The following is a 22,589-nucleotide window of genomic DNA, read 5'->3' as shown; positions in this document are numbered from 1 at the left end:
GTCCCACACTCGCCACAGGCGGGGCTCAGTGCGGCCGCTGGTGGATGTACAGTTCCCGGCGGTCGGCCTGCTGGACGGCACGCTGGTCGGGCACCGGCAGCTCATAGCGGACTTCACGAAGATGATCTCCGTGCTGCCGGTCGGCGTTGTAGACGGAGGGGAACTTCCAGATCGCCCTGACGAAGTTGGTCTGCCCGCGCAGCAGGTTGCGGCCGATGATCCCCATGGTCTTGGCCGCGCCTGCCACGCCGAGGTGCTTGCGGTTCATCACCGCCTGGGCCCGCACCAGTTCCCGGTAGAACTCGCCGTGGACCAATAGGGTGCGCATCCACACTCCCTGTTCTGTTCGGCCCGGCCCCGACCGCGGCGCCACGGCATGCCATAGCAGCGTGCTACCCAGCCGATTCGTACCGTAATCGACCGATATGTCCGGAAAGGCGGGTCCGTTTCCCGCGGATTGTCAGGGGCACGCAGACGATGTGGAAGCGGGGGAGCCGGTCGTGCCCGGAGGCGTGTGCGGTGTCGACCTCGCGCACCGGGTCCTGGCCCATATATCCGTCGGGCGAGGGCCGGAGGCGGTCGTGGTCGACGCGGCCGCGCGGCGTGCCTTCGTCGCCTGTTCCCGCAGCAACACGGTGGTGGCGGTGGACCTCGACCGACGCCGGACGGCATGGCGGTCCCCGGTCGGTCGGGAGCCGATCCCCGTCATCTTCGACCTGCCGACCCGGCGGCTGTTCACCGCCGACGCCCGCACGGACACGGTCACCGTCGTGGACGCCGACAGCGGGACCCGTCTCGCACAGGTACCCGTTGGCGTTTATCCGGCAGGGCTGGGCCACCATCCCGGGCTGCGCCGGGTCTTCTCCGGAGATACCGCCGCCGGCACCGTCACGGCGCTCGACGCCGATCACATGCGCGTGATCGGGATCGTTCCCGCGGAACTCGGCGCCGGCAGCATCGCGGTGGACATCAGCCGCGACCGGGGTTACTGCGCCAACTTCATGTCCGCCTCGGTCACCGTCTTCGACGCGGCGACGCTTCGGCCGTTGGACCGGATCGCGGTGCCCGAGGGACCGTGCAAGGTCGTCGTCGACCCGGTCTCCGACCGGTTGTACGTGGCCGGCTCGCTGCACGGCACGATCGCGCGGATCAGCCTGCGCACAGGCGAGAACCTGGGTGAACTCGCGGTGGAGCGGGCCCCGGTGGGGATGTGCGTGTCGCCGGACGGCCGGTGGCTGTACGTCTGCAACCGCGGGGCCGGCACCGTCAGCGTGCTCGACACGCTTCGCGGGACGGAATCACATCGCATCGCGGTCGGCAACGGGCCCGGGGACTGCGCGCTGGACCCGGTTACGGGTCGGCTGCTGGTGTCCAACGCCGGCAGCGGCACGCTGACCATCGTGGACCGGCCGTGGCTGCCCGGGCCATCGGCGCGGGCCCTCCATCCGATGGTCGGCCGCTCGCTGCCCGAGTTCGCGCTGCCGGATCTACGGACCGGGCGGATCCGTACCACCCGGGAGTGGGCGGAGAAGAAGTACGTCATCAACTTCTTCGCCAGCTGGTGAGGCCCCTGCAACGCGGAGGCGCCGGTCCTTGAGGAACTGCGCCGCCGTACAGCCCGGTCGGGGCTGGACGTCATCATGATCAATGTATGGGAGAGCGTGGACGCCGCCACCGAAGCGCGCAACTTCGCGGCCGTCTGGGGCCTTGACGGCACCGTGCTCCTCGACGAGACCGGTGAATATGCGGCACAGCTCGGAATCCACGGAGTGCCCACCAATGTGTTCGTCGACGCGAACGGGGTAGTGCGCACAATGGGCGCGACCAGGCCGGACGAGCTGAACACGGCGGTCGATGCTCTCCTGCGGCAGTCGTGATCAGCGGCCGGACGCGAGTCGGTCACTCCGATCTCGTCCGCCGAGGCGGAAGTCTCCCTCTGCGTTGGGAGAGGGCCGCTGTGCGGCAACCTGGATATAGGACGTGAAACAACCGCCCTGCGCCGGACAGAGCCGGGGACCATGCTGGTTGAACTTGGAGTGAAGTCCTTGCCCGATGTCTGGGCATGTCGGACGCGATGACCGCGGCCCTTTCCGCAAGGCCGCGGACGCGCTGCTGCGCCGGTTGACGACCCTGGTGGGCGGCCGGGCCCGCGCCCAGGTGATCGTCATCCTCGCCTGCGTGCTCGCCCTCGACGCCGCTGACAAAGGAACGGTCGGAGCGCTGGCTCCAGGGCTTCAGAGGGATCTCGGCATCAGCGAAACCGAGGTGGGGGCCCTGGCCGCCGTGTCGTCCGGTGCCGGAGCGCTGGCGGCGCTGCCCGTGGGCCTGTTGACCGACAAGGTGAACCGGGTCCGGTTGCTGCTCGTGAGCATCGGCATGTGGGCCGCGGCCATGGCGGTAGGCGGCCTGTCGGGGTCGTTCGAGATGCTGTTGCTTTCGAGGGTGGCATTGGGAGCGGTGACCGCGACCAGTGGGCCGACCATCGCCTCGCTTGTCGGTGACTACTTCCCGGTCGCCGAGCGGGGCCGGATCTACGGGTTCATCCTCGCGGGCGAAATGCTCGGCGCCGGTTTCGGGTTGGTCGTGATCGGAGACCTCGGCGACCTGTTGTCGTGGCGTTACTCCTTCTGGTTCCTCGCCCTCATCGGGCTCGTCCTGCTCTGGACGGTCAAGCGCGGGCTCGCCGAGCCGGCGCGTGGCGGCCAGAGTCGCATGGAACCGGAAGAAGGACCGCAACAGCCGCACAGACAGAGCGACGACGCAGGAGAGGACGCCGGGCAAGAGGGCCGACAAGACGACCTCGCGCAGGAAGTCGTCAAGCAGCAGGAGATCGCCCCTGAACCGGCGCTGGTCCTGCGCCGGGACCCCGCGGGGATGTCGATGTGGCGCGCGGTCGTCTACACGCTGCGGATTCCGACCAACCGTGTGATGATCACCGCGTCCGCGGTCGGCTACTTCTTCTTCGCCGGCCTGCGCACGTTCGCGGTCCAGTTCGTCGGCGGGCATTACGGCTTGAGCAGGGTGGCGGTGAGCGGGCTGATCCCGATCGTCGGCCTCGGCGCCCTCCTGGGAGTGCTGAGCGGAGGACGCCTGGCGGACCGGCTCATGCGACACAGGCATCCGAACGCGCGCGTCCTCGTGCCCGCGTCGGCCTACATCATCTCGGTGGTGCTGTTTCTCCCCGCGATGGTGACCACGTCGCTGGTGATGGCGGTCCCCCTGTACACGGCCGCGGCGTTCGGGCTGGCGGCGGCCAACCCCCCGTTGGACGCCGCGCGCCTCGATGTGATGCACTTCCGGCTCTGGGGACGAGCGGAGAGCGCCCGCACACTCCTGCGGATGACCGCGGAAGCGGGCGCCCCGGTGGTGTTCGGGTTCGTCGTGGACATGCTCAGCGGCCCCGCGAGCCGGGCGACCGGCCTGGAATACACCTTCCTCATCATGCTGGCGCCACTGGTGGCCAACGGCGTCATCCTGCTGCGCGCGCGGCATACGTATCCGCGCGATGTCGCGACCGCCGTCGCCTCCGAAGAGAGCACCCGTTGAGACCGTTGATCACGCTGTCACGGAGATGCGTGAGCTCAACGGACTTCGGCCGGGGGACGGCGTGTGGCCTCGGCGGCCTCCGCCACCTCCTGCTTCACCTGCGACACCGCCCGCCTGGTGACGACCCCTGTCTCACGCAGTCGTCCCACCCCCAGCAGCGTGAGCGCGGCGCCCGCGGTCAGGTAGCCGGTGGCCAGCACGAGAGCGGCGCGTCGAGGAGGCATCACCGACTCGAGCGCCCGGAGCAGCGCGACCGAGCCCGCGTGCAGGGCCAGCAGGCCGAAGACGCCGCCTGCCGCCAGCAGGCCGCCGCCGACACCGGCACGCCGCATGTCTGTCGCCAATTCCGCGCGTAGCCGTGTGATCTCCTCGCGCACCAGCCCCGCCGCGTCAGCCGCCAGCCGACTCGCGGCGTCTTCCTCGGCCTGGGGAGTTTTGTTGTGGTTTGCCATGTTCGTCTCCTCCTGTCCCGCTAGCAGGCGGACGTCGTCGACGCTGACCGCCGGCGAGGTCACTGCCTGATCGGGCAGTACACGACGTGTGGCCTGCGAGATCGTCAGCCACTGGATCAGCGGAACGGGCAACCGCCACGGCGGCGAGCCCGTCGAGTCGAGTTCCTCTCCCCACCACGTGCCCGTTCGCCAAGGGGTGCACGCGCGACGAGTGGTGGCCGCTCATCTCGGGCGCGGTGGTGGCGGCCGGCTATCCGGTGGCTCAACAGGGTGAGAGCGTGCCGCAGGCCCGCTCTCGCTGGTACGTAGGTTGCGGCGGATCGGCAGCGCGCCGCACAGGGCCGACCCGCATCACGGTCCCGCCCGGAGTGAGCAGATCACACGCGAGGCGTGGCGGCGCCGAGGACGTAGAAGGAGAACGGGGTGCGCGCCCGCGGGAACAGGAAACGCTCGACGTCCCCCACGGTGAAACCGGCCTGCTCGATCTCGGCCAGGGTGTCGCGCCCGGTGTGGCAGCCGCCGGCCAGGCGCGGCCAGACGGTGGCGTCCAGCAGTGCCTGCACCCGGGCCAGGCCGCGTGTATCGGCGCGTCCACGCTCCAGGAAACGTACCTGTCCGTCCGGTTTGAGCACCCGCCTTGCCTCGGCCAGCGCCGTTCCGACGTCGGGCAGCGAGCACAGCACCAGGCAGAACACCACCGCGTCCACGCTGTGATCGGCCAGAGGAAGCCGGTCGGCCAAGCCGGGCACCACCTCGACGGCGACCGCGGCACCGGCCGCGGCTGTCCGGGCCTGCTCCCGCAGCCGCGGTTCCGGCTCCACTGCCAGCACGCGGGCCACCTCGGCCGGGTAGTGCGCGAAGTTGACGCCGTGCCCGGCTCCGACCTCGATCACCTCGCCGGTCAGGCCCGCCAGCAGCTCGCGGCGGCGCTCGGCCAGGCCGCCCTCGTCCATGGCGCGGGCCACCTTCGGATACATCCGGCCGAAGACCGGCCGCCGTGGGTTCGTCTTCGCCATCGCGGTCACCAGGTGACGGGCAGGGCGGTCAGGCCGCCGGCGAGCACGTGCCGGTTGAAGGTCAGCTCCTCCACCGCGCAGCCGAGTTTCAGGGTGGGGAAACGGGCGGCCAGCTGGGAGAAGACAGCTTTCAGCTCGATGCGGGCCAGTGGTGCGCCGATGCAGTAGCGCGCTCCGTGGCCGAAGGACAGGTGCGGCACAGCCGGGCGGGTGAGATCGAAGCGGTCGGGGTCGGCGAAGACGGCCTGGTCGTGGTTGGCGGCGCCGGTGTCCAGCAGCACCAGGTCGCCGGCCCGGACGTGGACTCCGCCGATCTCCAGGTCGGCACGGGCGTAGCGGGGGATGCCCCCGCCGCCCAGACGGGGCGCGCGCAGGATCTCCTCGACCGCTGCGTCGATCCGTGACGGGTCGTCCACCAGGGCCTGCCACTGCCCGGGGGTGGCCAGCAGCCACAGCGTGCCCATGCCGATCGCGGTGACCGTGGTCTCGTGGCCGGCGAAGAGCAGGAACATGCCCATCGCGGCGGCCTCGTCGTCACTGACTCCATCGGTGGCGGCCAGCCGGGAGATCACGTCGGCGTCCGGGTCCCCTTCGGCCCGCTTGCGCGCCACCAGCCGCTGCCCGTAGCCGAACAGCTCGGCCAACCCCTGCTCGGAGTGGGTGCGGTCGGTGGTGTCCGCCGCGGCCTGCGTCCATTCCCTGAACTGCGCGCGGTCGGCGTACGGGACACCGAGCAGCTCGCAGATGACGGCGATCGGCAGCGGCAGCGCCAGCGCGGCGTGCAGGTCGGCGGGCGGCCCTGCGGCGGCCAGCTCGTCCAGCAAGTTCGCGGTCAGCGTCTCGACGCGCTCGCGTAGCGCGCGCATGCGTTTCGGCGAGAAGTGCGGCTGCAGCAGCGAGCGCATCCTGCGGTGGTCGGCCTGCTCGGTGTCGAAGCCGCCCAGCGGGCCGCCGAACATCGCCGACTCCCCGGTACGGGAGGCACGTTCGGGATCGCGGTGGGCACGGCCGAGACGGTCGTCATCCAGTAGTCGGCGTACCTCCTCATATCCAAGGCCGACCTGTACCGGGCCGTGCTCGACCGCGCCTGCACCCGCCTGGCAGAGGCCGTCGGCACCGACGACTTCGACGGCGACGCCATCCCCGCCCTGCTGCGCGCCGCCGCGGTCGACCCCGACGGCTTCAAGCTGCTGTTCCGCTACGCCGCCCGCGAGCCCGACTTCCGCGACCTGATCGACTCCGTCACCGCCGCCTCCCGCGATGTCGCCCGCCGCAACCTCGCCCGCCGCATCCCCGCGGGCCCGTGGCTGGACTGGGCCGCCAACCTGATCCCCACCTTCACCCTGGAAGCCGTCATCGCATGGCTCGACGCCGGCCGACCCGATCCCGATCAGGCCGCTGAGCGCATCGGTCAGGCCGTGCGCGGGGTCATGGCCGCCGCTCTTCCCTCCCACCAAACGGAACTTTGACGGCCTGTTCCGTCGGTCGTGCTTCATGGCGACGCTCCTGACTGCCGGCATGTCGGCGTCCCCCGAGCGTGTGCTCTTCGGGTGCCCGTCGCGCACCGGTGAACCGGGATATGTAATATCCCCTTTGTGCGAATGGGTGAAGGAGTCGAGTGGGGCCTGCACTGCTGCCTGGTCCTGGCATGGCTGGACGATGAGGCGCCGGTGTCCACGGGCAGGCTGGCGGCCCTGTTCGAACTGCCGCCGGTCTATCTGAAGAAACGCCTGCAGGCACTGGTCCGCGCGGGCATCCTCACCTCGACGCCGGGCGTCCAGGGCGGTTTCCGGCTGGCCCGGCCGCCCGAGAAGATCACACTGATGGACGTCGTCGCGGCGGTCGAGGGGCGGGACGAGGCGTTCCGGTGCACCGAGATCCGCCGGCAGGGCGCGGGAGTCGAGGCCCCCGCCCGCGAGTTCGCACGTCCATGCGGCATCGCCACGGCCATGCGCCGCGCCGAGCTGGCCTGGCGCCGAGAACTGGCCGCACAGACGCTCGCCGACCTGATCGCCGACGCGCCGGCCGGGGCGCCCCGCCGGGCCCGCCGGTTCTACGAACGCCTCGGAAGCTGAACCACGGCCGACCGGCGGCTGATCGATCCCCCGGCGCCCCGCCGGGCTTCAACGGGAGGAGATTGGGGATGTCGAATATCCCGATTACGCCGCGCCGGGCGACGGAAGGAGAGCGGTCGAACCCTCCGACGGCGGGACCCGCGTCCGGCCACGACGAACCCCGGGCACGCGGCCTGCCCTCGACGGCCGTCCTGGCCGTGGGCACGTTCGCGGTCGGCACCGACGCCTTCGTGGTCGCGGGATTCCTGCCGGACATGGCCGCCTCATTGAACGTGACCCCGGCGACGGCCGGTCAGTCGGTCACGGTGTTCGCGGCCGCCTACGCCGTCGTGTCCCCGATCCTGGCCACCGTGACCGCGCGCATGCCACGGCGGGCCCTGCTCGTCGGCGCTCTCGTCCTGCTCGGACTGGCCAACCTGGGCTCGGCGCTGTCCCCGTCGTTCCCGGTGCTCATCGGCACCCGGATCCTCGCTGCCGCCGGGGCCGCCGCCTTCACACCCAACGCGGGCGCGGTCGCCGCGACTCTGGTCCGTCCCGAAGCGCGGGCCCGCGCCCTGGCCGTGGTGGTGGGCGGACTGACCGTCGCGACCGCCCTCGGCGTCCCGCTCGGCGACGTCATCGGCAGGTGGCTGGGCTGGCGCGGCGCTCTCGGCACGGTGGCCGCGATGTGTCTGCTCGTGGCCGCCGCTGTGGCCGTGACCATGCCGATGCTGCCGGGCGGCCCGCAAGTCGCGCTGCGCACCCGGCTGGCCGTACTGCGACGGCCCGCCGTCCTGACGGTGCTGCCCCTGACGGTGCTCGGCATGGCCGCCGCGTACAGCGCATACGCCTACATCGTGCCCGCCCTGCGCGCGATGGACATCGGCGAATCCTCCACGGTGTGGATGCTGTTCCTGTACGGAGCCGGCGCCGTGCTCGGCAACCTCGCCGCCGGGTACGCCACCGACCGCTGGGGTTCGGTCCGCGTCCTGAGCACCGGATACCTCACCATGGCCGCCGGGCTGGCGCTGCTGGCCTGGATGGCGGCCTCCGGGATCGCGCTTCCCGCAGTGGCGGGCCTGCTCGTGCTGGTCTGGGGCGGGAGCAGCTGGTGCCAGACGCCACCGCAGCAACACCGGCTCATCACCGCGGCACCGCAGGAAGCCCCGCTGGTCGTCTCGCTGAACTCCTCGGCGATCTACACCGGCATCGGTGCCGGCACTCTGCTGGGCGGGCTCACCCTGCCGCACGGGACGCCCCTCGTCTACCTGAGCGGCGCCGCGCTCGCCGCGGTGGCTCTGATCTTCCTCCTCGTCACCGCGCGCAAGGGCTCCCCGTCGTCCTGACCCACGCCGAGCAGGCGGCGCTACCGGTGTCGTCCGATGGCCGTGCTTCTCTTGATCGGCGCTGTCGACGAGTACGTCGACAGCGCCCATGCCCTGTGTGGACCGACCTGGCCCGCGCACTGACGATCGCCGCCTTCAGGGGCCGGATCTGAGGGGACGAGCGGCGCGGCGCCGTCGAAGGCGCGCCGTGGTCCTGGCCGGTCGTGTCCACGCGAGGCCCCCCGGGCCTCGCTCTGGCCGGTGCACCGCCTACCTCGATGGCCTGGAGGGAAGACGATCCCGGCTTGCGGCGAAGGGTGAGTGATCGTAACCACCGCTCGGAAGGCAGGCTTATGTCGGAGACAAGAACTTGATCGTCGACGTGTGCGAACAGGTGACCGACGCCGAACTCGTCGCCCGGTACCGGCGGAACCCTGACCTGTTCACCGCCGTGCACGACCGCTACTACCGCGACATCTACCTGTACGTGGCCGGCCGGCTGGACACGCAGATCGCCGAGGACATCACGGCCGAGACGTTCCTGCTGGCCTTCGACCGGCGCGACCGGTTCGACCCGGAACGGGGGAGCCTGCGGCCCTGGCTGTTCGGCATCGCCACCAACCTGATCGCCAGGCACCGGCGCAAGGAGGCACGCCACTACAGGGCGCTGGCCCGGCTGGCCCCGGAACCCGTCATGGAAGGCCACGAGAACCGGGTCGTCGCCTCTGTCGAGGCTCAGCGCATGCAGCCGCACCTCGCCAAGGCGCTCGCCGCGCTGTCCGGTGGTGAGCGCGACGCTCTGCTTCTCGTGGCCCTGGGCCAGCTCAGCTACCACGAGGTGGCCCAGGCGCTCGGCGTGTCCACCGGCACGGTGGGCTCCAGGCTCAGCCGGGCGCGCACGAAGATCCACGCCTTCATCGACAAGGAGACCGTCAATGGATGACCTGAACGCGCTCGCCACCCTGCTGGCCAAGCCGGAGCCGTCCACCGAGGCGATCAGCCGCAGCAGGGGTCGGCTCCAGGACAGGATGCGCGGCCGCGCGCGACGGCGGAACGGGTGGCTCATGCCGGCACTCAGCCTGGCCGCCGCCGCCGCGGCGGCCGTCGCCGTGCTCGCCACGGGCGTGACCGCGCCCGCCGGCGCACCGGCCTCGGGCAAGGAGATCTTGCTCATGGCCGCGGCCAGTGCGGAACGTACGCCCCAAGGTTCCGGGACCTATTGGCACGTCAAACGTTGGTGGCCGAATCTGGGCGAAGACATGGAGAGCTGGACCACGCGCGACGGCCGGCGCTGGACCACGGGCGAGTCCGACCGCACTCCCGGCGTCGTCGTGTCGGACTCGACCTCGTTCATGCTCAAGGGCGCCAAGGTGGACTTCGAGGATCTCGAAAGCCTGCCGACAGATCCAGAGACGTTGAAAGCGCGGATCGCCGAGCTTCAGGGGCGTGACAGCGACATGGCCGCATCTGAGCAGCGAGGTGACCCCACCCGCACCCTGGTCGCGCTGATCTCGGAGCTGCCGGCGCCGCCGGAGGTCCGTTCCGCGGCGTTCCGGGCACTCGCCGCGATGCCGGGAGTCGAGAGCGCGGGTGCGGTCGCAGGTGGGCAGGAACTGCTGTTCCCTGATCCTGACGGCGGGCCGGAGATCAAATTGGTCGTCGATCCCGAGACCGCTCAGGTGACTCGCACCAACTACCTCCAGACCAACGACGGAGGCGTGATCTGGAGCGGCCGTGACTTCATCTCCGTGACCGCCGACTGGACGGACCAGCCCCCTCAGTAGGGATCTGGTCGACGGCAGCCGAAGGCTCCCACCACGCCACGCGGAGACGGGTCGGCCGGCGGCTGTTCGACGTTACCCAACTGCTGGAATGGCGGTACGGCGACGCCGACAGAGGCGACATCCCGCTGATCACGCAGTCGGGCACGGGCCCGGCCCCTGCGCGCAGGGGTGTCCGGGGGCGGGTTCGCGCTGCCGGTCCACCACGTCGAACTGCTGCCGGAGCCGAAGGTCGCGCCTCCTGTACGTGGCCGGCCGGCTGACCCGCTCAGGCTCGGGCGGCGCGTTCGATCGCCACCCCCACCCCGTCGAGCAGGTGGTCCAGGCCGGCGCGGAAGTCGTCGTCCGGACCGGCCTCCGGGTGGGGGGCGAACACCCCGGCCTCGACGGCGCCGGCCAGCGCCGGGAACCGGCCGGGGTCGGCGAGCTCTGTAAGCAGGGCGGCGTACGCCCCGTCGGCCCCTTCCTCTGGTTCGGCGGTCATATACGTCAGGAGCTGGGCCGCGCCGCGCACGTAGTGCAGCACCAGCATGACCACCGAGAACCGGGCCCGCGGGTCCAGCGGCGTGCCGCCGAGGGAGCGCAGCGCGGCGTCCAGCCAGGCGAGCTGGCCGGGGTCCACCGGCGGGGAGTTCACCAGCTGGACGATCCACGGATGCCGCAGGTAGACGCCGAACAGCTCGACGGCCCACCGGGAGAGTGAGCCGCGCCAGTCGGCCGGCGCCGTGCCGAACTCCGGCGGCGGGCCGGGCGCGGCGGCCAGCATGAACAGCTGCAGGTCGTCCTTGCCGGCCACGTGCCGGTACAGCGACATGGGCGCGCAGCCGAGCCGTTCGGCGAGCCGGGCCATGGACAGCGCGGCCAGGCCCTCCTCGTCGGCGAGGGCGACGGCCGCCGCCACGATCCGCTCCAGGCTGAGCGCGGGCGTGCGTCCCCGCCCCTTCGGCTTGGCCCGCCCCCACAGCACGTTCAGCGCGTGCGGCAGCTCGTCTGCGATGTCGTCCGGCATTCCACGGAGCTTACCAGTTTGCGTATGGCCTACGCGTTGCGTATATAGTACGCAAAGAGCGTATGACATACGCATCCACTCGACCGCCCCCCTTGGAGTCGTCATGCACACGACGATCGACAGTCCTCCGCCGGTACCGGCCCGCCGGCGTCCGTGGTGGCGGCGCCGCTGGACGGTGCCGCTCGGCCTGGTCACGGCCGGGTTCCTCGCGTTCTCGCTGCCGCCGTACCTGACCGGGGACCCGTCGCTGTCCCGGGTGCCGCAGCCGGAGGGGTTCGGCCTGCACTATCCGCTGCTCGTGGCGCACGTGCTGTTCGCCTCGGTCGCCATGGTCACCGCGTTCTTCCAGGTGTGGCCGTGGTTCCGCCGGCGGCACCCGGTGTGGCACCGGCGCGCCGGGCGGGTCTACGTGTTCGCCGGGGTGCTGCCGGCCGGGCTGACCGGCCTGGTCATCGGGGCGCGCACCCCGTTCGGGCCGTTCCTCGCCGTCAGCGACGTGCTCCTCGCCCTGCTGTGGCTCGCCTTCACCGTGGCGGGCTGGCGCGCCGCCCGCGCCCGCCGGTACGCCGACCACCGGCGCTGGATGCTGCGCAGCGCCGTGCTGACCTACTCCATCATCACCAACCGGGTGTGGACCGGGATCATGATCATCGCCCTGCCCCCGCTGCAGGACACCGTCTTCCACGGCGACCCCGACCTGATGGCGTGGACGATCTCCGGGCTGTCCGGCTGGCTCGGCTGGACGATCCCGTTGCTGGCCGTGGAGTGGTACCTGGAGCGCGAGGTGGCCCGCCGCGGCCGCCGCACCGCGCTCGCGACCTGATCCCGGAGGCCGATCCCGGGCCGATCCCGGGCCGATCCCGGACCGCCCGCCCCGGAACCGCCGCCGCCGGTTCCGGGGTGTTCGCGTTTGCGGAGGGCCTGAACTGCGGCACCACCCCCGCCCGGCCGGCGGCGGAGAGTTCGGAGATCACTGCTTGGCGGTGAAGACGATCTCCACTCTCCGGTTCTTGGCGCGGTTCTCCTCGACAGGCCTGCCGTCGACGAGGTTGGGCAGCTTGGGCCTGCTCTTACCGAAGCCCCTGACCTGGAAGGTCACGCCGGACAACGTGCCCTGCAGAACCTGCCGTACGGCCTGGGCCCGCTTGAGCGACAGCACGTTGTTGTAGGCGTCGCTGCCCTGGTCGTCGGTGTGTCCCTCGATCCTGACGACCCCGCCGGCGGATTCGGCCTGAATTCTCCCGGCGATCTGGCGCAGGCGCGCCTTCGCCCTGGCCGTCAGCACGGCTTTGTCGAGCGCGAACAGCACGTCGCTGGTGAGCGCCACGGTGACCTGCTCGCCCTGCTTCGACTCGCTCTCGGCGCCGTCGAGCGACTCCACCTCGGCGATGACGTCCTCGACGGTCGCGATGACGTCCTCCACGTCGGCCGTGACGTCCACCGGATCCGCCCACGCGCCGCCCGCCGGACCGGCCACGGCTCCGGCTGTCAGCGCGACCGTGACCGCAAGGACCGCGAGACGTTCAGGAAATCGGGACATCGGTAAGCACACCCAGCACCTTGAGGTCCACGTTGATCTTCGTGACATCAGCCGGCGGGGCGGCGAACGTGGCGTGCAGTGGCAGCACCTCACCGGGCTCGGTGAACACGTCGTAGTCCGAGCACAGGCACTTGGCCTTGGGATAGGCTCCCGTGCGCGCGACGGTGTACCGCTTGCCGTTGACCGGATCGACCAGGCTGATCCCCGCCACGGTGAGGCCGAGACCGGCCGGGGTGTCGCCCAGGTCGCTGTGCATCTCCCAGCGCTTGTCGCCCTCGTTCGTGATCGTCCAGGTCAGCGTGGACAGCCGGCCCTGCCGCTTGAGCCCGTTGATCTCCACGGTCAGGTCGGTGCCGCTGACCTTGATCTTCTTGCCGGCGATCACTGTGTCCTGCTCGGCGGGCGCGCTCGTCTGCCCAGCGGGCTCGGCGCCGTCGCCGTCGCCAGTGGAGGCGGGCGCGGGGGAGTCGTCGGAACTCCCAAGGTCGACGGCCTGCCTCTCCTTTGCGACCGGTTGCTTCTCCTCACCACCGCCCTGCTGCCCGGGAAGCATCCCGCAGCCGGTGAGCAGGCCCGCCAGCACGGCCGTCAGCACATACCCGGACAGCGTCGGAGTGTCCCTTTTTCGCATCCCGTCTTTCACCCCAAGATGTCATTAATCGAACAGGCCTCGCAGGCGGGGCACCTTCGGCATCCGCATGGCGCGCCACGTCACACCCACGGTGCTATGGCCTCATTGCTGGACTCTTCGGTCAGCACGGCAATCGCCGCGCGCAATTCGTGCCATAACTACTCATCCGCCTCATCATGGCCGATCGCACGATCATTCGCATTTTCGATACCGGTAATTTGAGTACAGAGGCCACTGCGGAAGAGAAGAACGGGCAGGTCAAGGCCCGCATTCGGGAACCGGGTCGGAGCGGGAAATCCGCGCCGGATGGCGGAGTGTTTCGCCGACTCCGGGGCGACTCCCCGAGGATGAGTCGATCTCCCGCGAAGTGATCCACCGGGTGCCGTTTTCGGGTCAGTGGGGCTTGCGGGCGTCGACGCGTTCGATCGCGCCCATGGTCAGGCGCTCGGTCTCCTCGATGGTGACGCCGAGACCACGCAGGGTGGTGACGGGGCGGCGGGTGTAGTGCTCGCCCTGCAGAGGGACGCTGATCAGGTCCACGGCGTGCTGCAGCGCACGTAGTGGCCAGAAGGACGCCGCGACGTGGTCGGCGAGCAGCAGGCGTCCCCCTGGCCGCAGCACGCGGAGCGCCTCGATGAGAGTGGCGCGTTCGTCGGGGACGCAGCACAGGGCGAAGGTGCTGACGACGGTGTCGAACGTCGCCGCGGGGAAGGGCAGCGCGGTCGCGTCCGCTTGGTGGAGCCTGACGGCCCGGTGGACCCGGTCTGCCTGCCGGCGTGCGGCGTCGACCATGGCGGCGCTCCAGTCGATGCCGGTCAGGTCGACGTCCTCGGGGTAGTGACGGAGGTTGGCGCCGGTGCCGATGGCGAGCTCCAGAGTGGCGCCGCGGGCCCGGCCGCAGACCCAGCGGCGGCTATCCGCCAAGAACCGGCGTTCGACCCCGGCCGATCTCCTGTCGTAGGTGGCTGCTTGCCGGTCCCAGTAGCCGACGAGTTCGCCGGATGACCGGCTCATGGTGCTGCGACCTTCGGCGTTGGGGTGCCGCCGGCCTGGGACGCGTTGAGGATCTGAGCGAGCGCGGACTTGACGTCATGGAGGCGGTCGGGTCCGACGACGGCACCCCAGCGGGCCTCCATGTCGGCGAAGTAGGTGGCGCTGATCTCGGCGGCGCGTGTCCCACGATCGGCGTAGACGACGATGCGGCCCCGGCCGTCGGTCGGGTCGGGGACACGTCGCACGTAGTCGCGTTGTTCCAGGTAGCCCACGAGTTCGCTCATCGCCTGAGGCGTCATCCCGGCCCGGCGGGCCAGCGTGGTGGGCCGGGTGCCGTCACAGTCCATGAACCGGAACACGTTCAGGCAATGGGTGGGGCGTAGATCCTCGTGCCCGCTCTCGACAAGGCGCTGGTAGAGCTCGTCGAGGATCAGATTGAACGCCTGACCGATCAGCTGCGGCAGGAACGGCACCGCATTTGTAGATCCTTCGGGCACCTTATAACCTCACCTTCTTAGGCTCCCTTACTATTTTATGACGTAGCCGAAGGAGGCGCGCGCCATGCGCCGGCCCACCGAGCCCATGACGATCTCGGACCGGCGGCTCGTAGCCGGTCGTGGCCCTTCCAGGCGCGACGCCCATCACGGAACGACGTCCCGGCTCTCGCGGTCGTCGCGGCGATCTCCGGGGCCATCTTGTAGGGGACCTCGGGCGTGGTGTGGAGGGCGATCGCCGTCCACACGAAGTCGGCGTCGGCTTCCGAGAAGCCGCCGCCTGATGGGCATCCGTACGCTCGGTTGAACTGGGCCGTCTCTACACGTTCTCCCGCTTCCGCAGAGCGTCGACGAGAGAGTTCGCCAACGATCGTCACCTGCCGGCCAAGGAGCCGGAGCTCCTGCGGCGGCTCATCCGATCGGGTCGGAGACCAGGCCGAGGTGGCGGGCGACCTGGGCCGGATGGGTGAGTTGCGGGTAGTGCCCCGCGCCGGCGATCTCGGTCACCGGGTGGCCGACGCCCACGGTCAGCGGGTCGGCCGAGCCCACGAGGATCTCGACCGGAACGCTGACCCGCTCCAGCAGCGATCGTGACGTCTCGCGTTCGGCGAAGGCCGTGCGCATCGCCGCGATCACGCGGCGCGCCACCCCTGGACGGCGCAGGTCCGCAGCGGCGCTCGCCACCTCCGGCCCCTCGGGAACGCCGAGCGTGGCGGCCAGGCGAGCGGCGGACATGCGGCGCAGCAGGGGTACGGCCAGGGCTGAGCGGGTGAGCCGCGGGCTCGGAGCCTGCAGGAACGCGGGGGCGACGAGGACAAGCCTGCTGATGCGCCCGGGATGTTCGACGGCGAAGCGGAGCGCCGGCCCGCAGGCCAGCGAGTGCGCGACGAGCGCGGGGCGGGTCCGCACCGGGCGCATCAGGTCGGCGAGCCACGCGTCCATCGGCTGGGCGGTGGGAGCCGAACGTCCCAGGCCGGGCAGGTCGGGGGCCAGGATCGGGCCGGGCAGGTGCGCGGCGAGGGGCGCCCACAGGTCGGCGTTCATCGGCAGCCCGTGCAACAGGACGTGGGCGGGTCGGTGCGCGTCTCCCATCCTCCAGGTGCCGCCGCGGAAGCCGTACGGGCTCAACCATGGCGACGCGGCGCCGAAGCGGGCGGCCACCAGGTCGTCGGCCCACGCGCGCAGGGCGTCGGGGGCCGGGGGCATCTCCAGGCCGGCCGCTTCGGCGAGAGCGCGGGCGGAGGCCGTCGGGTAGCGGTCGGCCGACAGGAACGAGAGCGTCTCGGGGTCGGCGCCGGTGATCTTCCGTGGCAGGCGGCGTACGAGGCCGACGGGGATGGTACGGCGCGGCGCTCGCACGCCAATGTGGTCGGCGATCGTGCCGACCAGCTCAGGGAGGCGCGGCGTCGTGTCGTCGAGCACCCAGTGGTCCTGTCCCGCAGGCGAGGTGGGGAGCTCCGCCAGGAACCGCGAGAAGTAGTCGATAGTGACGATCGGCAGGAAGACGTCGGGGCCGCCCGGGAGCGCGGGGAGCCGCCCGTTCCACAGGTTCTCGACGAGAGAGGCCAGGCCGATGTGCTGGCCGGGGCCGATCACCGTGCTGGGATTGGCGACGGTCAGCGGGACCTCCAGCTCGCGGGCCCTGGCGCGCACCGCGAGATCGGCCTCGGCCTTCGACGCCTCGTACGCGCCCAGCCTGGCGTAGTCCGGGTGGGCGTTGCTCACCCGGTATCCGCTGATGTGCACGAGCCGCCGCAGTCCGGGCAGCGTGGCGGCCCATTCGAGCACGTTGAGCGCCCCGGTCACGTTGGTCGCCCGTGCCTCCTCCACGCCGAGGCCGAACGCGAAGCGCGCCGCGGTGTTGTAGACGTCGCGCACCTGGGGCAGTCCCGTGAGCGGCCGGGTGATGTCGGCGGTGACGACCGTCAGCCGGCTGGTGTCGACGTCCTGTGAGTCCAGCCAGGGGGTGAGAGTGTCGTTCCGCACGGCTGCCCCCACCCGCTGGCCCCTGCTGAGCAGCTCGGCGACGAGGGAACGTCCGATGAAACCGGTCGCGCCGAAGACGATCGCGTCCATGAGCACTCCTAAATAGATCGGTCTACATATTTTCGCGACTGAAAGAAGGCCCGCCTCGTGTGGCGGGCCCGGGTCAGCGCAGCAAGGCCCTGAGCTGGCCGGTGACACGATCCAGTGGCTCTCTGCTCCGGTGTGCCTTGGCCAGCAGCAGCGCCCCCTCGATCAGGGCCAGGATCGTGACCGCGAGGTCGTCGGCGTCCGGGCGTCCCTCAAGCCGCGCACGCAGAGCAGCCGCCCATGAGGTGTACACCTCCGAACAGGCCTGCTGCAGCGGGTCGCTGGCGCCGGCCATCTCGAGCGCCACGGTGGCCACCGGACACCCCTTCTGCCAGCCCGATTCCTCCAGCCGATCAGCCAGGTGCCGTAGCACTCCTTCGACGAACTCGGCCGCGGACGCGCTGGACTCGGCCAGGTCCGCGAAGGCGTCGCCCATCGCCTGGCCGGCACGCCGGATCGACTCGCCGACGAGCTGATCCTTGCCGTCGGGGAAGTGGAAATAGAGCGAGCCGCGGGGTGCGCCACTGGCCGCGATCACCTGATTGAGCCCGGCGCTGAAGTACCCCCCGGTCTCGACCAACTCCTGGGTCGCGGTCAGTATCCGGGCCCGCGTCGCCGTTCCCTTCTGTCCCATGGCGCGAAAATAGACCGGTCTGTAGATTTTTTCAACCTGTCTCGTACGTCTGCCAGCACTCACGCGCGCCGGCGCCTCGATCGTGCTGATCCGAGACGACCTCAACCAGCACCTGGCGATCGGCATCGGGCTTCGCCGTGGTCCTGCGCGAAGCCGCGTCACGTCCCCAAGGGCGACTGCTGATCCAGCCGGTTCCGGAGATCGCGCGGGACCGGCGATCCGCGTGGTCGACGCGGTCGGCTCGCATCCCAGGACATGACGGGATCGTAGGGGAGTAGGGACACTCGCCGACCATCACGCCTCCGATGCCGCTGCGTCCGGCACACCCGAAGGCGATCTACGGATGTGGCGCCGGATGGCCTTTTCCGTCCTTCAACGGCGAGCGGGCGGAACATTCAAAGCGGCAAGCGGCCGCCACGAGACGCGGACGGCCGTTTTCGGTCTATGCGTAACTCGGCCGACGAAGATCAACTCGTCCGGGTGTGGAGAGACATCCGCGTGAAAGTGCCGGCGAACGCATTCGATGGGATTGAACGTGGGTCCGTCGAGCACCGGCCGAGACAATCGCTCCCTGGTCGTTCGCACCAGGCGCCGGGGAAGCAACCGGCTGAACTGCTGAAACGCGACTTCGACGCGTCGGCATCGAACCGGCGGTTGGTTTGCCGACCTGACGTACGTGCCGACCGCGTTCGAGAGGGTGTACACCGCATTCAGAGTGAATTTATACTCGCGGATGATTCTTTCGGATGAGTGGCCAGGTAACCGATTGTGCGGGACGACCGCGGGGTGGACCTGGGAGGTGGCGTGCTCGTCAGCGACGTCATGACGGCGTTCCCGGCCTACATACGGCTCGGCGCGACCATTCGGCGGGCAGCTGAGTTGATCAGCGTGTCGGAGGTCGGCCAACTGATGGTCCTGGACCACGACGGCCGGTTCGTCGGGTCACTGTCCGAGGAGGACCTGGTGCGGGCCATGCTGCCCGGCTTCGACGACGTGACCGCCGCCGGCGGCACGCTCGCCGGAGCGTTCCAGATCTTCCTGGAGCGGGGCCGCGCTCTCGCCGACCGCGTCATCGACCCCCTCGTCGTGCGCGACGCGGTGACGGTCCGATCGGTCGACGAACTCGCCCGGGCGGCGATCGTGATGATCGACCGCGGGATCCGAAGGCTTCCCGTGGTCGACGACGGAACCCTCGTGGGCACACTGTCCCGGGCCGATCTGTGCCGGGCGGTGATCTACCATTCCTGAGCTCCGGTTGATCCTCACCGATCGGCACACTCACGAGTCCAGCGAGCGGGTGTGCACGCTGCCGGCCACTCTCGGCCGGGACAGCGGCGCGGCGGCGGTGGTGCTGGACGACGGCACCGTCTCCCGGCGCCACGCGCGGCTGGAGGCCGTCGACAACCAGCTGGTGCTCACCGATCTCGGCAGCTCCAACGGAACCTACGTGAACGACACGCGGGTGACGCGCCAGGTGCTCGCCCCCGGGGATCGGGTGCGCATCGGCCGATACGAGCTGACGTGGACGTTCCTCGACCCGGATGTGACGGCGCTCGTCGATCCGGGCCAGCTGACCGTGCTGCGGCCGGTCGGGCCGCCGCGCGTCGCCGCACGACGCGTGGTGGAGGCCGCCGAGGAGCACAACCGGCGGGTCGGGCACGAACTCGACGGATTCCTGTCGCTCGCGCACGGATTTCTGCCGGTCGAGCCGCCGCTGCTGGCCTTCCCGGAATCGCACCGAGCCTGGGACGAGATGACCGACCGGCTCCCCGAGCTGTTCCGCCGGCTGTCGCTGCGCCGGGCGTTCGACGCGATGCCGGTGCTCGACGCCCGGCCCGAGGCGTTGCCCGACCGATACCTGTTACGCGCCTCGACTCTGCTCGGCGTTTTCGCCCACGCCTACCAGTACATGGCGATCGATCCGCCGACCGCTCTGCCCGATTCGCTGCTGCGACCGTGGACCACGGTCTCGCGCCGGCTGGGCAAGAAGATCCCGGCCGTCTCCTACATCGATCTGTTCTTCTACAACTGGCGGCTGCGCGATCCCGCCGGGCCGCGGGCGCTGGACAACATGGACCTGCTCGTTCCGGCCTGGAACAACCCGGCGGAGCGGGTGTTCTACCTGGTCACCACCGAGTTCGCGATGGAGCTCACGCCCGTGCTGGGCGCCATGCTGGACGCTCAGGAGGCCGTTGTCGCGGACGATCCGGCCGCCTTGGAGAGCGCGCTACTGGTGATCCTCGACCGGCTGCAGCACGTCACCCAGGCCATCTATCCGCAGATCGATCCCAACCTCCGCGCCCGGCATCCGCTCGACCAGGTGCTGTGGGCCAAGACGGTCGGCACCGCGGGCGTCCCGATCTTCGACGGCGCACCCAGCCCGAGCGGCACCGCGCAACCGCAGATCCACGCGCTGGACGCGTTTCTCGAGCGCCGCGACTTCGGCTCGCTGGTCGGGCGGCAGAGCGTCTACCTCTCCGGATTCTTCCCGCGGCACTGGCAGGAGCTGGTGGCCGCGTTGCGTGAGGTGTCGGTGCGCCAGTACGTCGAGGACACCCGCAACAGGACCTTGCGCGGCATCTACAACGCCATGCTCGACGCCTATGTGGGCGACCGCGGCTGGATGGGCCTGCACCGCATCAAGACGTACGGCTTTCTGGAGGTGGCGTTCAAGGTCGGCCGCCAGGTGACGACCGGCGCCCGGTTCACCGGACTGTTCAAGGACCGGACCTGGGACAAGGTGGACGGCGAGCTGGCCGTCGCCCGTGACGAGCGCCGCCCGCCGGTGGGTCCGCCGGTGGTGTTCGGGACCGCCCGTCGGGGCCGTGTCGTCACCGGAGAGTCCGGCGCCTGGACCTGTTATCTGGAGCTCGACGTCACTGGGCATGGCGTCCACCACTTGCCCGGTGACCGGGTCGGCGTGCTGGCCGAGAACGACGACGAGTTGGTGCGCCGCACTGTCGCCGCCCTGCAGGCGACCGGCGACGAGCTGGTACGGCTCACCCCGAAGTGGCGCGCTGCGGTGGCCTGCCGGGCGGGCTACGGCGAGGTCGACGTGCTGCCCCTGCGGACATTGCTGCGCTTCGCCCGGCTCCGGCCGATGGGGCGGGAGGTGGCGAAACGGCTGGTGAAACTGACAGCCGTGGGCTCGTGGCAGCGAGTGGTGGACGCCCGTATGGAGGACCAGTGGGAGCTGTGGGACGTCCTGAACCTGTTGTACGCGGGCGGATATGACGTCACCCGGCTGTGGAAGGCCGATCCACGCGAGGACGACGCGTTCTGCGCGGTGATTCCGCCCGAGCCGTTCCGGCTGTATTCGATCGCCTCGGCGCCGCCGCCCGGCCAACCGGCCACCACGCTGCAGCTGGTGGTCGCCGGTCTCGACTACACCTCCGCCCGGACGCCGTGGTCGTACCCGCGGGAGCGACAAGGCACGGCATCGCATTTCCTGCGCCGGGCGAGCGTCGAGGGGCGGCACCGGCTGTCGCTGCAGATCGTCCCCACGCCGCGGTTCCGGCTGCCGGCCGATCCGGACCGGCCCGTCGTCATGTTCGCGGCGGGTTCCGGGATCGCCCCGTTCCTGGGGTTCGTCGCCGCGCGCACCGGGCCGGGCGAGAACCGGCTCTATCTGGGCATCCGGACGCCGGAGGAGTTCGTCGAGCACACCGGCCTGGACGCGGCGGCGGCCGCGGGCCGGCTGAAACTCTCCGTCGCGTTCTCCCGCGCCGACGCCGCGATCGGATTCGACGGCCGGCGTCACGTCGTCCAAACCGGACAGGGGCGCCGGGTGGACGACGTGATCCGCGCCGAGGCGGACGCACTCTGGGAGCTGTTGCGGTCCACCGACGACGGCGGGCGCGGCGCATTCGTCTACGTGTGCGGCAGCGCACGGTTCGCCGTCTCCGTACTCGAGGCGTTGACCGACATCGTGCCCGGCGACGGCCGCGAGTTCCTCCGCCGACTGGTGGCCGACGGACGTCTGGGCCAGGACGTCTTCACCACCTACATGGGTCACGCGCAGCAGGGTCCCCGCTTCGAGGTGTCGGATCTGGCACAGCACAACACCCCCGACGCGGGCTACTGGATGGCGATCGGCGGTGCGGTGTTCGACGTCGGCGAATTCCTGCACCTGCACATCGGCGGCCCGCACATCGTCCGCAATCACGTCGGGCTCGACGCGACCGCGGCGTATCGAAAGGTGCTGCACCACGCGCACGCCGAGATCGACGCCCAACTCGCGATGTACCAGATCGGCCACCTGCGCCGGCTGCAGTTCGGCGCCCGGTGGGGCGTGGTGCTCACCGAGGACGGTCTGCGCGCGCTGCCGCTGGAGGAACTGTTCCGGACCTGGGTGCGGTTCGTGTACCTGCTGGTCGGCATGGAAAACGCGTTGGCCGCCGACTACGGATTCACCACGTCGGTCACCACCTTGGGCGAAGACCCGCAGGAGCTGACGCCCTTCAAGGCGCAGTACGTCCTCGAGGCGCACCGGCGGTTCCTCGTCAGCTATCTGGACGGGCTGGTGCACGAGGACCTGCGCACCCTGTGGCAGCTCACCGTCGGCTTCTGCGACCCGCACCTGGACATCCGGTCCTTCGACACCGATCTCGCCGCCATGTCCGCGCGGCCGGATGTCGGGCTGGTCCGGCATTCCGTATCCGCCGTCAAGGAGCTCCTGCTCGCCGGGGACGACTTCCGGCGAGTCACGGCGATGTGCCGCACCTACGCGCACGTTGACGTCCAACTGCTGCGCGACCTGAAAACCGCTGTGCTGGAAGGAATCCGCGCGTTCGAGATCCACGAGGGCGACGTCGTCGAGCAGGCGGGAGCCACGCTGCTGACCGCGGTGCGCGAGGCGCTCGCCGCGGTCTCCACCTACTACCAGCGCCTCGCCGAGCAGACCCGCGGCCAGGGCATCACCGCCGACGGTGCGGCAGAGGAGGCGATCCCGGCCGACCGGGGCCTGCCCGGCCACGGCGGTCCACTACCGCTTCCCGACTGACGCTCGATCGCGACAAGGGATCGGCGGCGCCGATCCGCG

General features: G+C 70.5%; 21 protein-coding genes and 1 pseudogene. 11 read left to right on the top strand and 11 right to left on the bottom strand.

What is annotated here, in order from left to right:
• Positions 1–25: 25 nt before the first annotated feature.
• Complete coding sequence (locus tag AWQ68_RS16875) at positions 26–328, bottom strand: hypothetical protein (protein ID WP_157545373.1); 303 nt, start codon at positions 326–328, stop codon at positions 26–28.
• Between the two features lie 172 nt (positions 329–500).
• Here AWQ68_RS16875 and AWQ68_RS16870 point away from each other — a divergent pair, with 172 nt between their 5' ends.
• The 3 genes and pseudogenes from AWQ68_RS16870 (at position 501) to AWQ68_RS16860 (ending at position 3,546) form a co-directional block, all read left to right on the top strand.
• Positions 501–1,565, top strand: coding sequence for a beta-propeller fold lactonase family protein (locus AWQ68_RS16870; RefSeq protein WP_169808934.1), 1,065 nt, complete (start codon positions 501–503; stop codon positions 1,563–1,565).
• A gap of 12 nt (positions 1,566–1,577) precedes the next feature.
• Positions 1,578–1,877, top strand: a pseudogene (locus tag AWQ68_RS16865) (TlpA family protein disulfide reductase); the annotation flags it as partial.
• A 175-nt stretch (positions 1,878–2,052) separates the two neighbouring features.
• On the top strand, positions 2,053–3,546 hold the full coding sequence (locus AWQ68_RS16860) for an MFS transporter (RefSeq protein WP_084464089.1): 1,494 nt from the start codon (positions 2,053–2,055) through the stop codon (positions 3,544–3,546).
• Positions 3,547–3,581: 35 nt separating this feature from the next.
• On the opposite strand, the gene AWQ68_RS16855 is transcribed toward AWQ68_RS16860, so the two are convergent.
• The 3 genes from AWQ68_RS16855 to AWQ68_RS45005 form a co-directional block, all read right to left on the bottom strand.
• On the bottom strand, positions 3,582–3,998 hold the full coding sequence (locus AWQ68_RS16855) for a phage holin family protein (protein ID WP_157545369.1): 417 nt from the start codon (positions 3,996–3,998) through the stop codon (positions 3,582–3,584).
• Between the two features lie 377 nt (positions 3,999–4,375).
• Positions 4,376–5,014 (bottom strand): class I SAM-dependent methyltransferase, encoded by a 639-nt coding sequence (locus AWQ68_RS16850; protein ID WP_066941707.1) that lies wholly within the window; start codon positions 5,012–5,014, stop codon positions 4,376–4,378.
• 5 nt (positions 5,015–5,019) lie between these two features.
• Entirely contained in the window at positions 5,020–5,973 is a 954-nt protein-coding gene (locus AWQ68_RS45005; RefSeq protein ID WP_245655957.1) for a cytochrome P450, read from the bottom strand.
• 114 nt (positions 5,974–6,087) lie between these two features.
• Between AWQ68_RS45005 and AWQ68_RS45000 the strand changes: the two genes are divergently transcribed.
• The 5 genes from AWQ68_RS45000 (at position 6,088) to AWQ68_RS16825 (ending at position 10,177) form a co-directional block, all read left to right on the top strand.
• Complete coding sequence (locus tag AWQ68_RS45000; protein WP_245655956.1) at positions 6,088–6,483, top strand: hypothetical protein; 396 nt, start codon at positions 6,088–6,090, stop codon at positions 6,481–6,483.
• A gap of 132 nt (positions 6,484–6,615) precedes the next feature.
• Complete coding sequence (locus AWQ68_RS16840; protein WP_218006902.1) at positions 6,616–7,089, top strand: RrF2 family transcriptional regulator; 474 nt, start codon at positions 6,616–6,618, stop codon at positions 7,087–7,089.
• Between the two features lie 68 nt (positions 7,090–7,157).
• A complete protein-coding gene (locus AWQ68_RS16835) occupies positions 7,158–8,414 on the top strand; it encodes an MFS transporter (protein WP_084464087.1) in 1,257 nt (418 codons plus the stop codon).
• A 349-nt stretch (positions 8,415–8,763) separates the two neighbouring features.
• Entirely contained in the window at positions 8,764–9,336 is a 573-nt protein-coding gene (locus tag AWQ68_RS16830) for an RNA polymerase sigma factor (RefSeq protein WP_084464086.1), read from the top strand.
• A complete protein-coding gene (locus AWQ68_RS16825; RefSeq protein WP_066941412.1) occupies positions 9,329–10,177 on the top strand; it encodes a CU044_5270 family protein in 849 nt (282 codons plus the stop codon). The genes AWQ68_RS16830 and AWQ68_RS16825 overlap by 8 nt, the downstream gene beginning before the upstream one ends.
• 265 nt (positions 10,178–10,442) lie before the next feature.
• On the opposite strand, the gene AWQ68_RS16820 is transcribed toward AWQ68_RS16825, so the two are convergent.
• On the bottom strand, positions 10,443–11,183 hold the full coding sequence (locus AWQ68_RS16820) for a TetR/AcrR family transcriptional regulator (protein ID WP_066941410.1): 741 nt from the start codon (positions 11,181–11,183) through the stop codon (positions 10,443–10,445).
• Between the two features lie 103 nt (positions 11,184–11,286).
• Here AWQ68_RS16820 and AWQ68_RS16815 point away from each other — a divergent pair, with 103 nt between their 5' ends.
• Entirely contained in the window at positions 11,287–12,006 is a 720-nt protein-coding gene (locus AWQ68_RS16815) for a DUF2306 domain-containing protein (RefSeq protein WP_066941409.1), read from the top strand.
• A 147-nt stretch (positions 12,007–12,153) separates the two neighbouring features.
• On the opposite strand, the gene AWQ68_RS16810 is transcribed toward AWQ68_RS16815, so the two are convergent.
• The 6 genes from AWQ68_RS16810 to AWQ68_RS16785 form a co-directional block, all read right to left on the bottom strand.
• Positions 12,154–12,723, bottom strand: a complete 570-nt coding sequence (locus AWQ68_RS16810) for an OmpA family protein (RefSeq protein ID WP_066941407.1) — start codon at positions 12,721–12,723, stop codon at positions 12,154–12,156.
• Positions 12,707–13,354 (bottom strand): hypothetical protein, encoded by a 648-nt coding sequence (locus AWQ68_RS16805; protein WP_066941405.1) that lies wholly within the window; start codon positions 13,352–13,354, stop codon positions 12,707–12,709. Before AWQ68_RS16805 ends, AWQ68_RS16810 begins: the two co-directional genes overlap by 17 nt.
• A gap of 393 nt (positions 13,355–13,747) precedes the next feature.
• A complete protein-coding gene (locus AWQ68_RS16800) occupies positions 13,748–14,368 on the bottom strand; it encodes a class I SAM-dependent methyltransferase (protein WP_066941404.1) in 621 nt (206 codons plus the stop codon).
• A complete protein-coding gene (locus AWQ68_RS16795; RefSeq protein ID WP_084464085.1) occupies positions 14,365–14,820 on the bottom strand; it encodes a MarR family winged helix-turn-helix transcriptional regulator in 456 nt (151 codons plus the stop codon). Before AWQ68_RS16795 ends, AWQ68_RS16800 begins: the two co-directional genes overlap by 4 nt.
• Before the next feature lie 432 nt (positions 14,821–15,252).
• Positions 15,253–16,917: an alpha/beta fold hydrolase gene (locus AWQ68_RS16790; RefSeq protein ID WP_066941400.1), complete on the bottom strand. Its 1,665-nt coding sequence runs from the start codon at positions 16,915–16,917 to the stop codon at positions 15,253–15,255.
• A 73-nt stretch (positions 16,918–16,990) separates the two neighbouring features.
• A complete protein-coding gene (locus AWQ68_RS16785; protein ID WP_066941398.1) occupies positions 16,991–17,548 on the bottom strand; it encodes a TetR/AcrR family transcriptional regulator in 558 nt (185 codons plus the stop codon).
• A 768-nt stretch (positions 17,549–18,316) separates the two neighbouring features.
• Between AWQ68_RS16785 and AWQ68_RS16780 the strand changes: the two genes are divergently transcribed.
• Positions 18,317–18,796 (top strand): CBS domain-containing protein, encoded by a 480-nt coding sequence (locus tag AWQ68_RS16780; protein WP_066941397.1) that lies wholly within the window; start codon positions 18,317–18,319, stop codon positions 18,794–18,796.
• A gap of 7 nt (positions 18,797–18,803) precedes the next feature.
• Positions 18,804–22,550, top strand: coding sequence for an FHA domain-containing protein (locus tag AWQ68_RS16775; protein ID WP_066941396.1), 3,747 nt, complete (start codon positions 18,804–18,806; stop codon positions 22,548–22,550).
• The last annotated feature ends 39 nt before the right edge of the window (positions 22,551–22,589 follow it).

Origin of the sequence: Microtetraspora fusca, from assembly GCF_001570365.1 — a bacterium.
GTDB lineage: Bacteria > Actinomycetota > Actinomycetes > Streptosporangiales > Streptosporangiaceae > Microtetraspora > Microtetraspora fusca.
Note: the sequence above shows the minus strand (reverse complement) of the source record. Positions and strands in the feature narration are given on the sequence as shown.

What these genes read in the sequence shown, in the direction of transcription:
- AWQ68_RS16785 (WP_066941398.1), bottom strand. Translation starts at nt 17,548, where the DNA reads ATGGGACAGAAGGGAACGGCGACGCGGGCCCGGATACTGACCGCGACC.
- AWQ68_RS16815 (WP_066941409.1), top strand. Translation starts at nt 11,287, where the DNA reads ATGCACACGACGATCGACAGTCCTCCGCCGGTACCGGCCCGCCGGCGT.
- AWQ68_RS16800 (WP_066941404.1), bottom strand. Translation starts at nt 14,368, where the DNA reads ATGAGCCGGTCATCCGGCGAACTCGTCGGCTACTGGGACCGGCAAGCA.
- AWQ68_RS16820 (WP_066941410.1), bottom strand. Translation starts at nt 11,183, where the DNA reads ATGCCGGACGACATCGCAGACGAGCTGCCGCACGCGCTGAACGTGCTG.
- AWQ68_RS16825 (WP_066941412.1), top strand. Translation starts at nt 9,329, where the DNA reads ATGGATGACCTGAACGCGCTCGCCACCCTGCTGGCCAAGCCGGAGCCG.
- AWQ68_RS16840 (WP_218006902.1), top strand. Translation starts at nt 6,616, where the DNA reads ATGGGTGAAGGAGTCGAGTGGGGCCTGCACTGCTGCCTGGTCCTGGCA.
- AWQ68_RS16875 (WP_157545373.1), bottom strand. Translation starts at nt 328, where the DNA reads ATGCGCACCCTATTGGTCCACGGCGAGTTCTACCGGGAACTGGTGCGG.
- AWQ68_RS16850 (WP_066941707.1), bottom strand. Translation starts at nt 5,014, where the DNA reads ATGGCGAAGACGAACCCACGGCGGCCGGTCTTCGGCCGGATGTATCCG.
- AWQ68_RS45005 (WP_245655957.1), bottom strand. Translation starts at nt 5,973, where the DNA reads ATGTTCGGCGGCCCGCTGGGCGGCTTCGACACCGAGCAGGCCGACCAC.
- AWQ68_RS16855 (WP_157545369.1), bottom strand. Translation starts at nt 3,998, where the DNA reads ATGGCAAACCACAACAAAACTCCCCAGGCCGAGGAAGACGCCGCGAGT.
- AWQ68_RS16835 (WP_084464087.1), top strand. Translation starts at nt 7,158, where the DNA reads ATGTCGAATATCCCGATTACGCCGCGCCGGGCGACGGAAGGAGAGCGG.
- AWQ68_RS16860 (WP_084464089.1), top strand. Translation starts at nt 2,053, where the DNA reads ATGTCTGGGCATGTCGGACGCGATGACCGCGGCCCTTTCCGCAAGGCC.
- AWQ68_RS16790 (WP_066941400.1), bottom strand. Translation starts at nt 16,917, where the DNA reads ATGGACGCGATCGTCTTCGGCGCGACCGGTTTCATCGGACGTTCCCTC.
- AWQ68_RS16805 (WP_066941405.1), bottom strand. Translation starts at nt 13,354, where the DNA reads ATGCGAAAAAGGGACACTCCGACGCTGTCCGGGTATGTGCTGACGGCC.
- AWQ68_RS16810 (WP_066941407.1), bottom strand. Translation starts at nt 12,723, where the DNA reads ATGTCCCGATTTCCTGAACGTCTCGCGGTCCTTGCGGTCACGGTCGCG.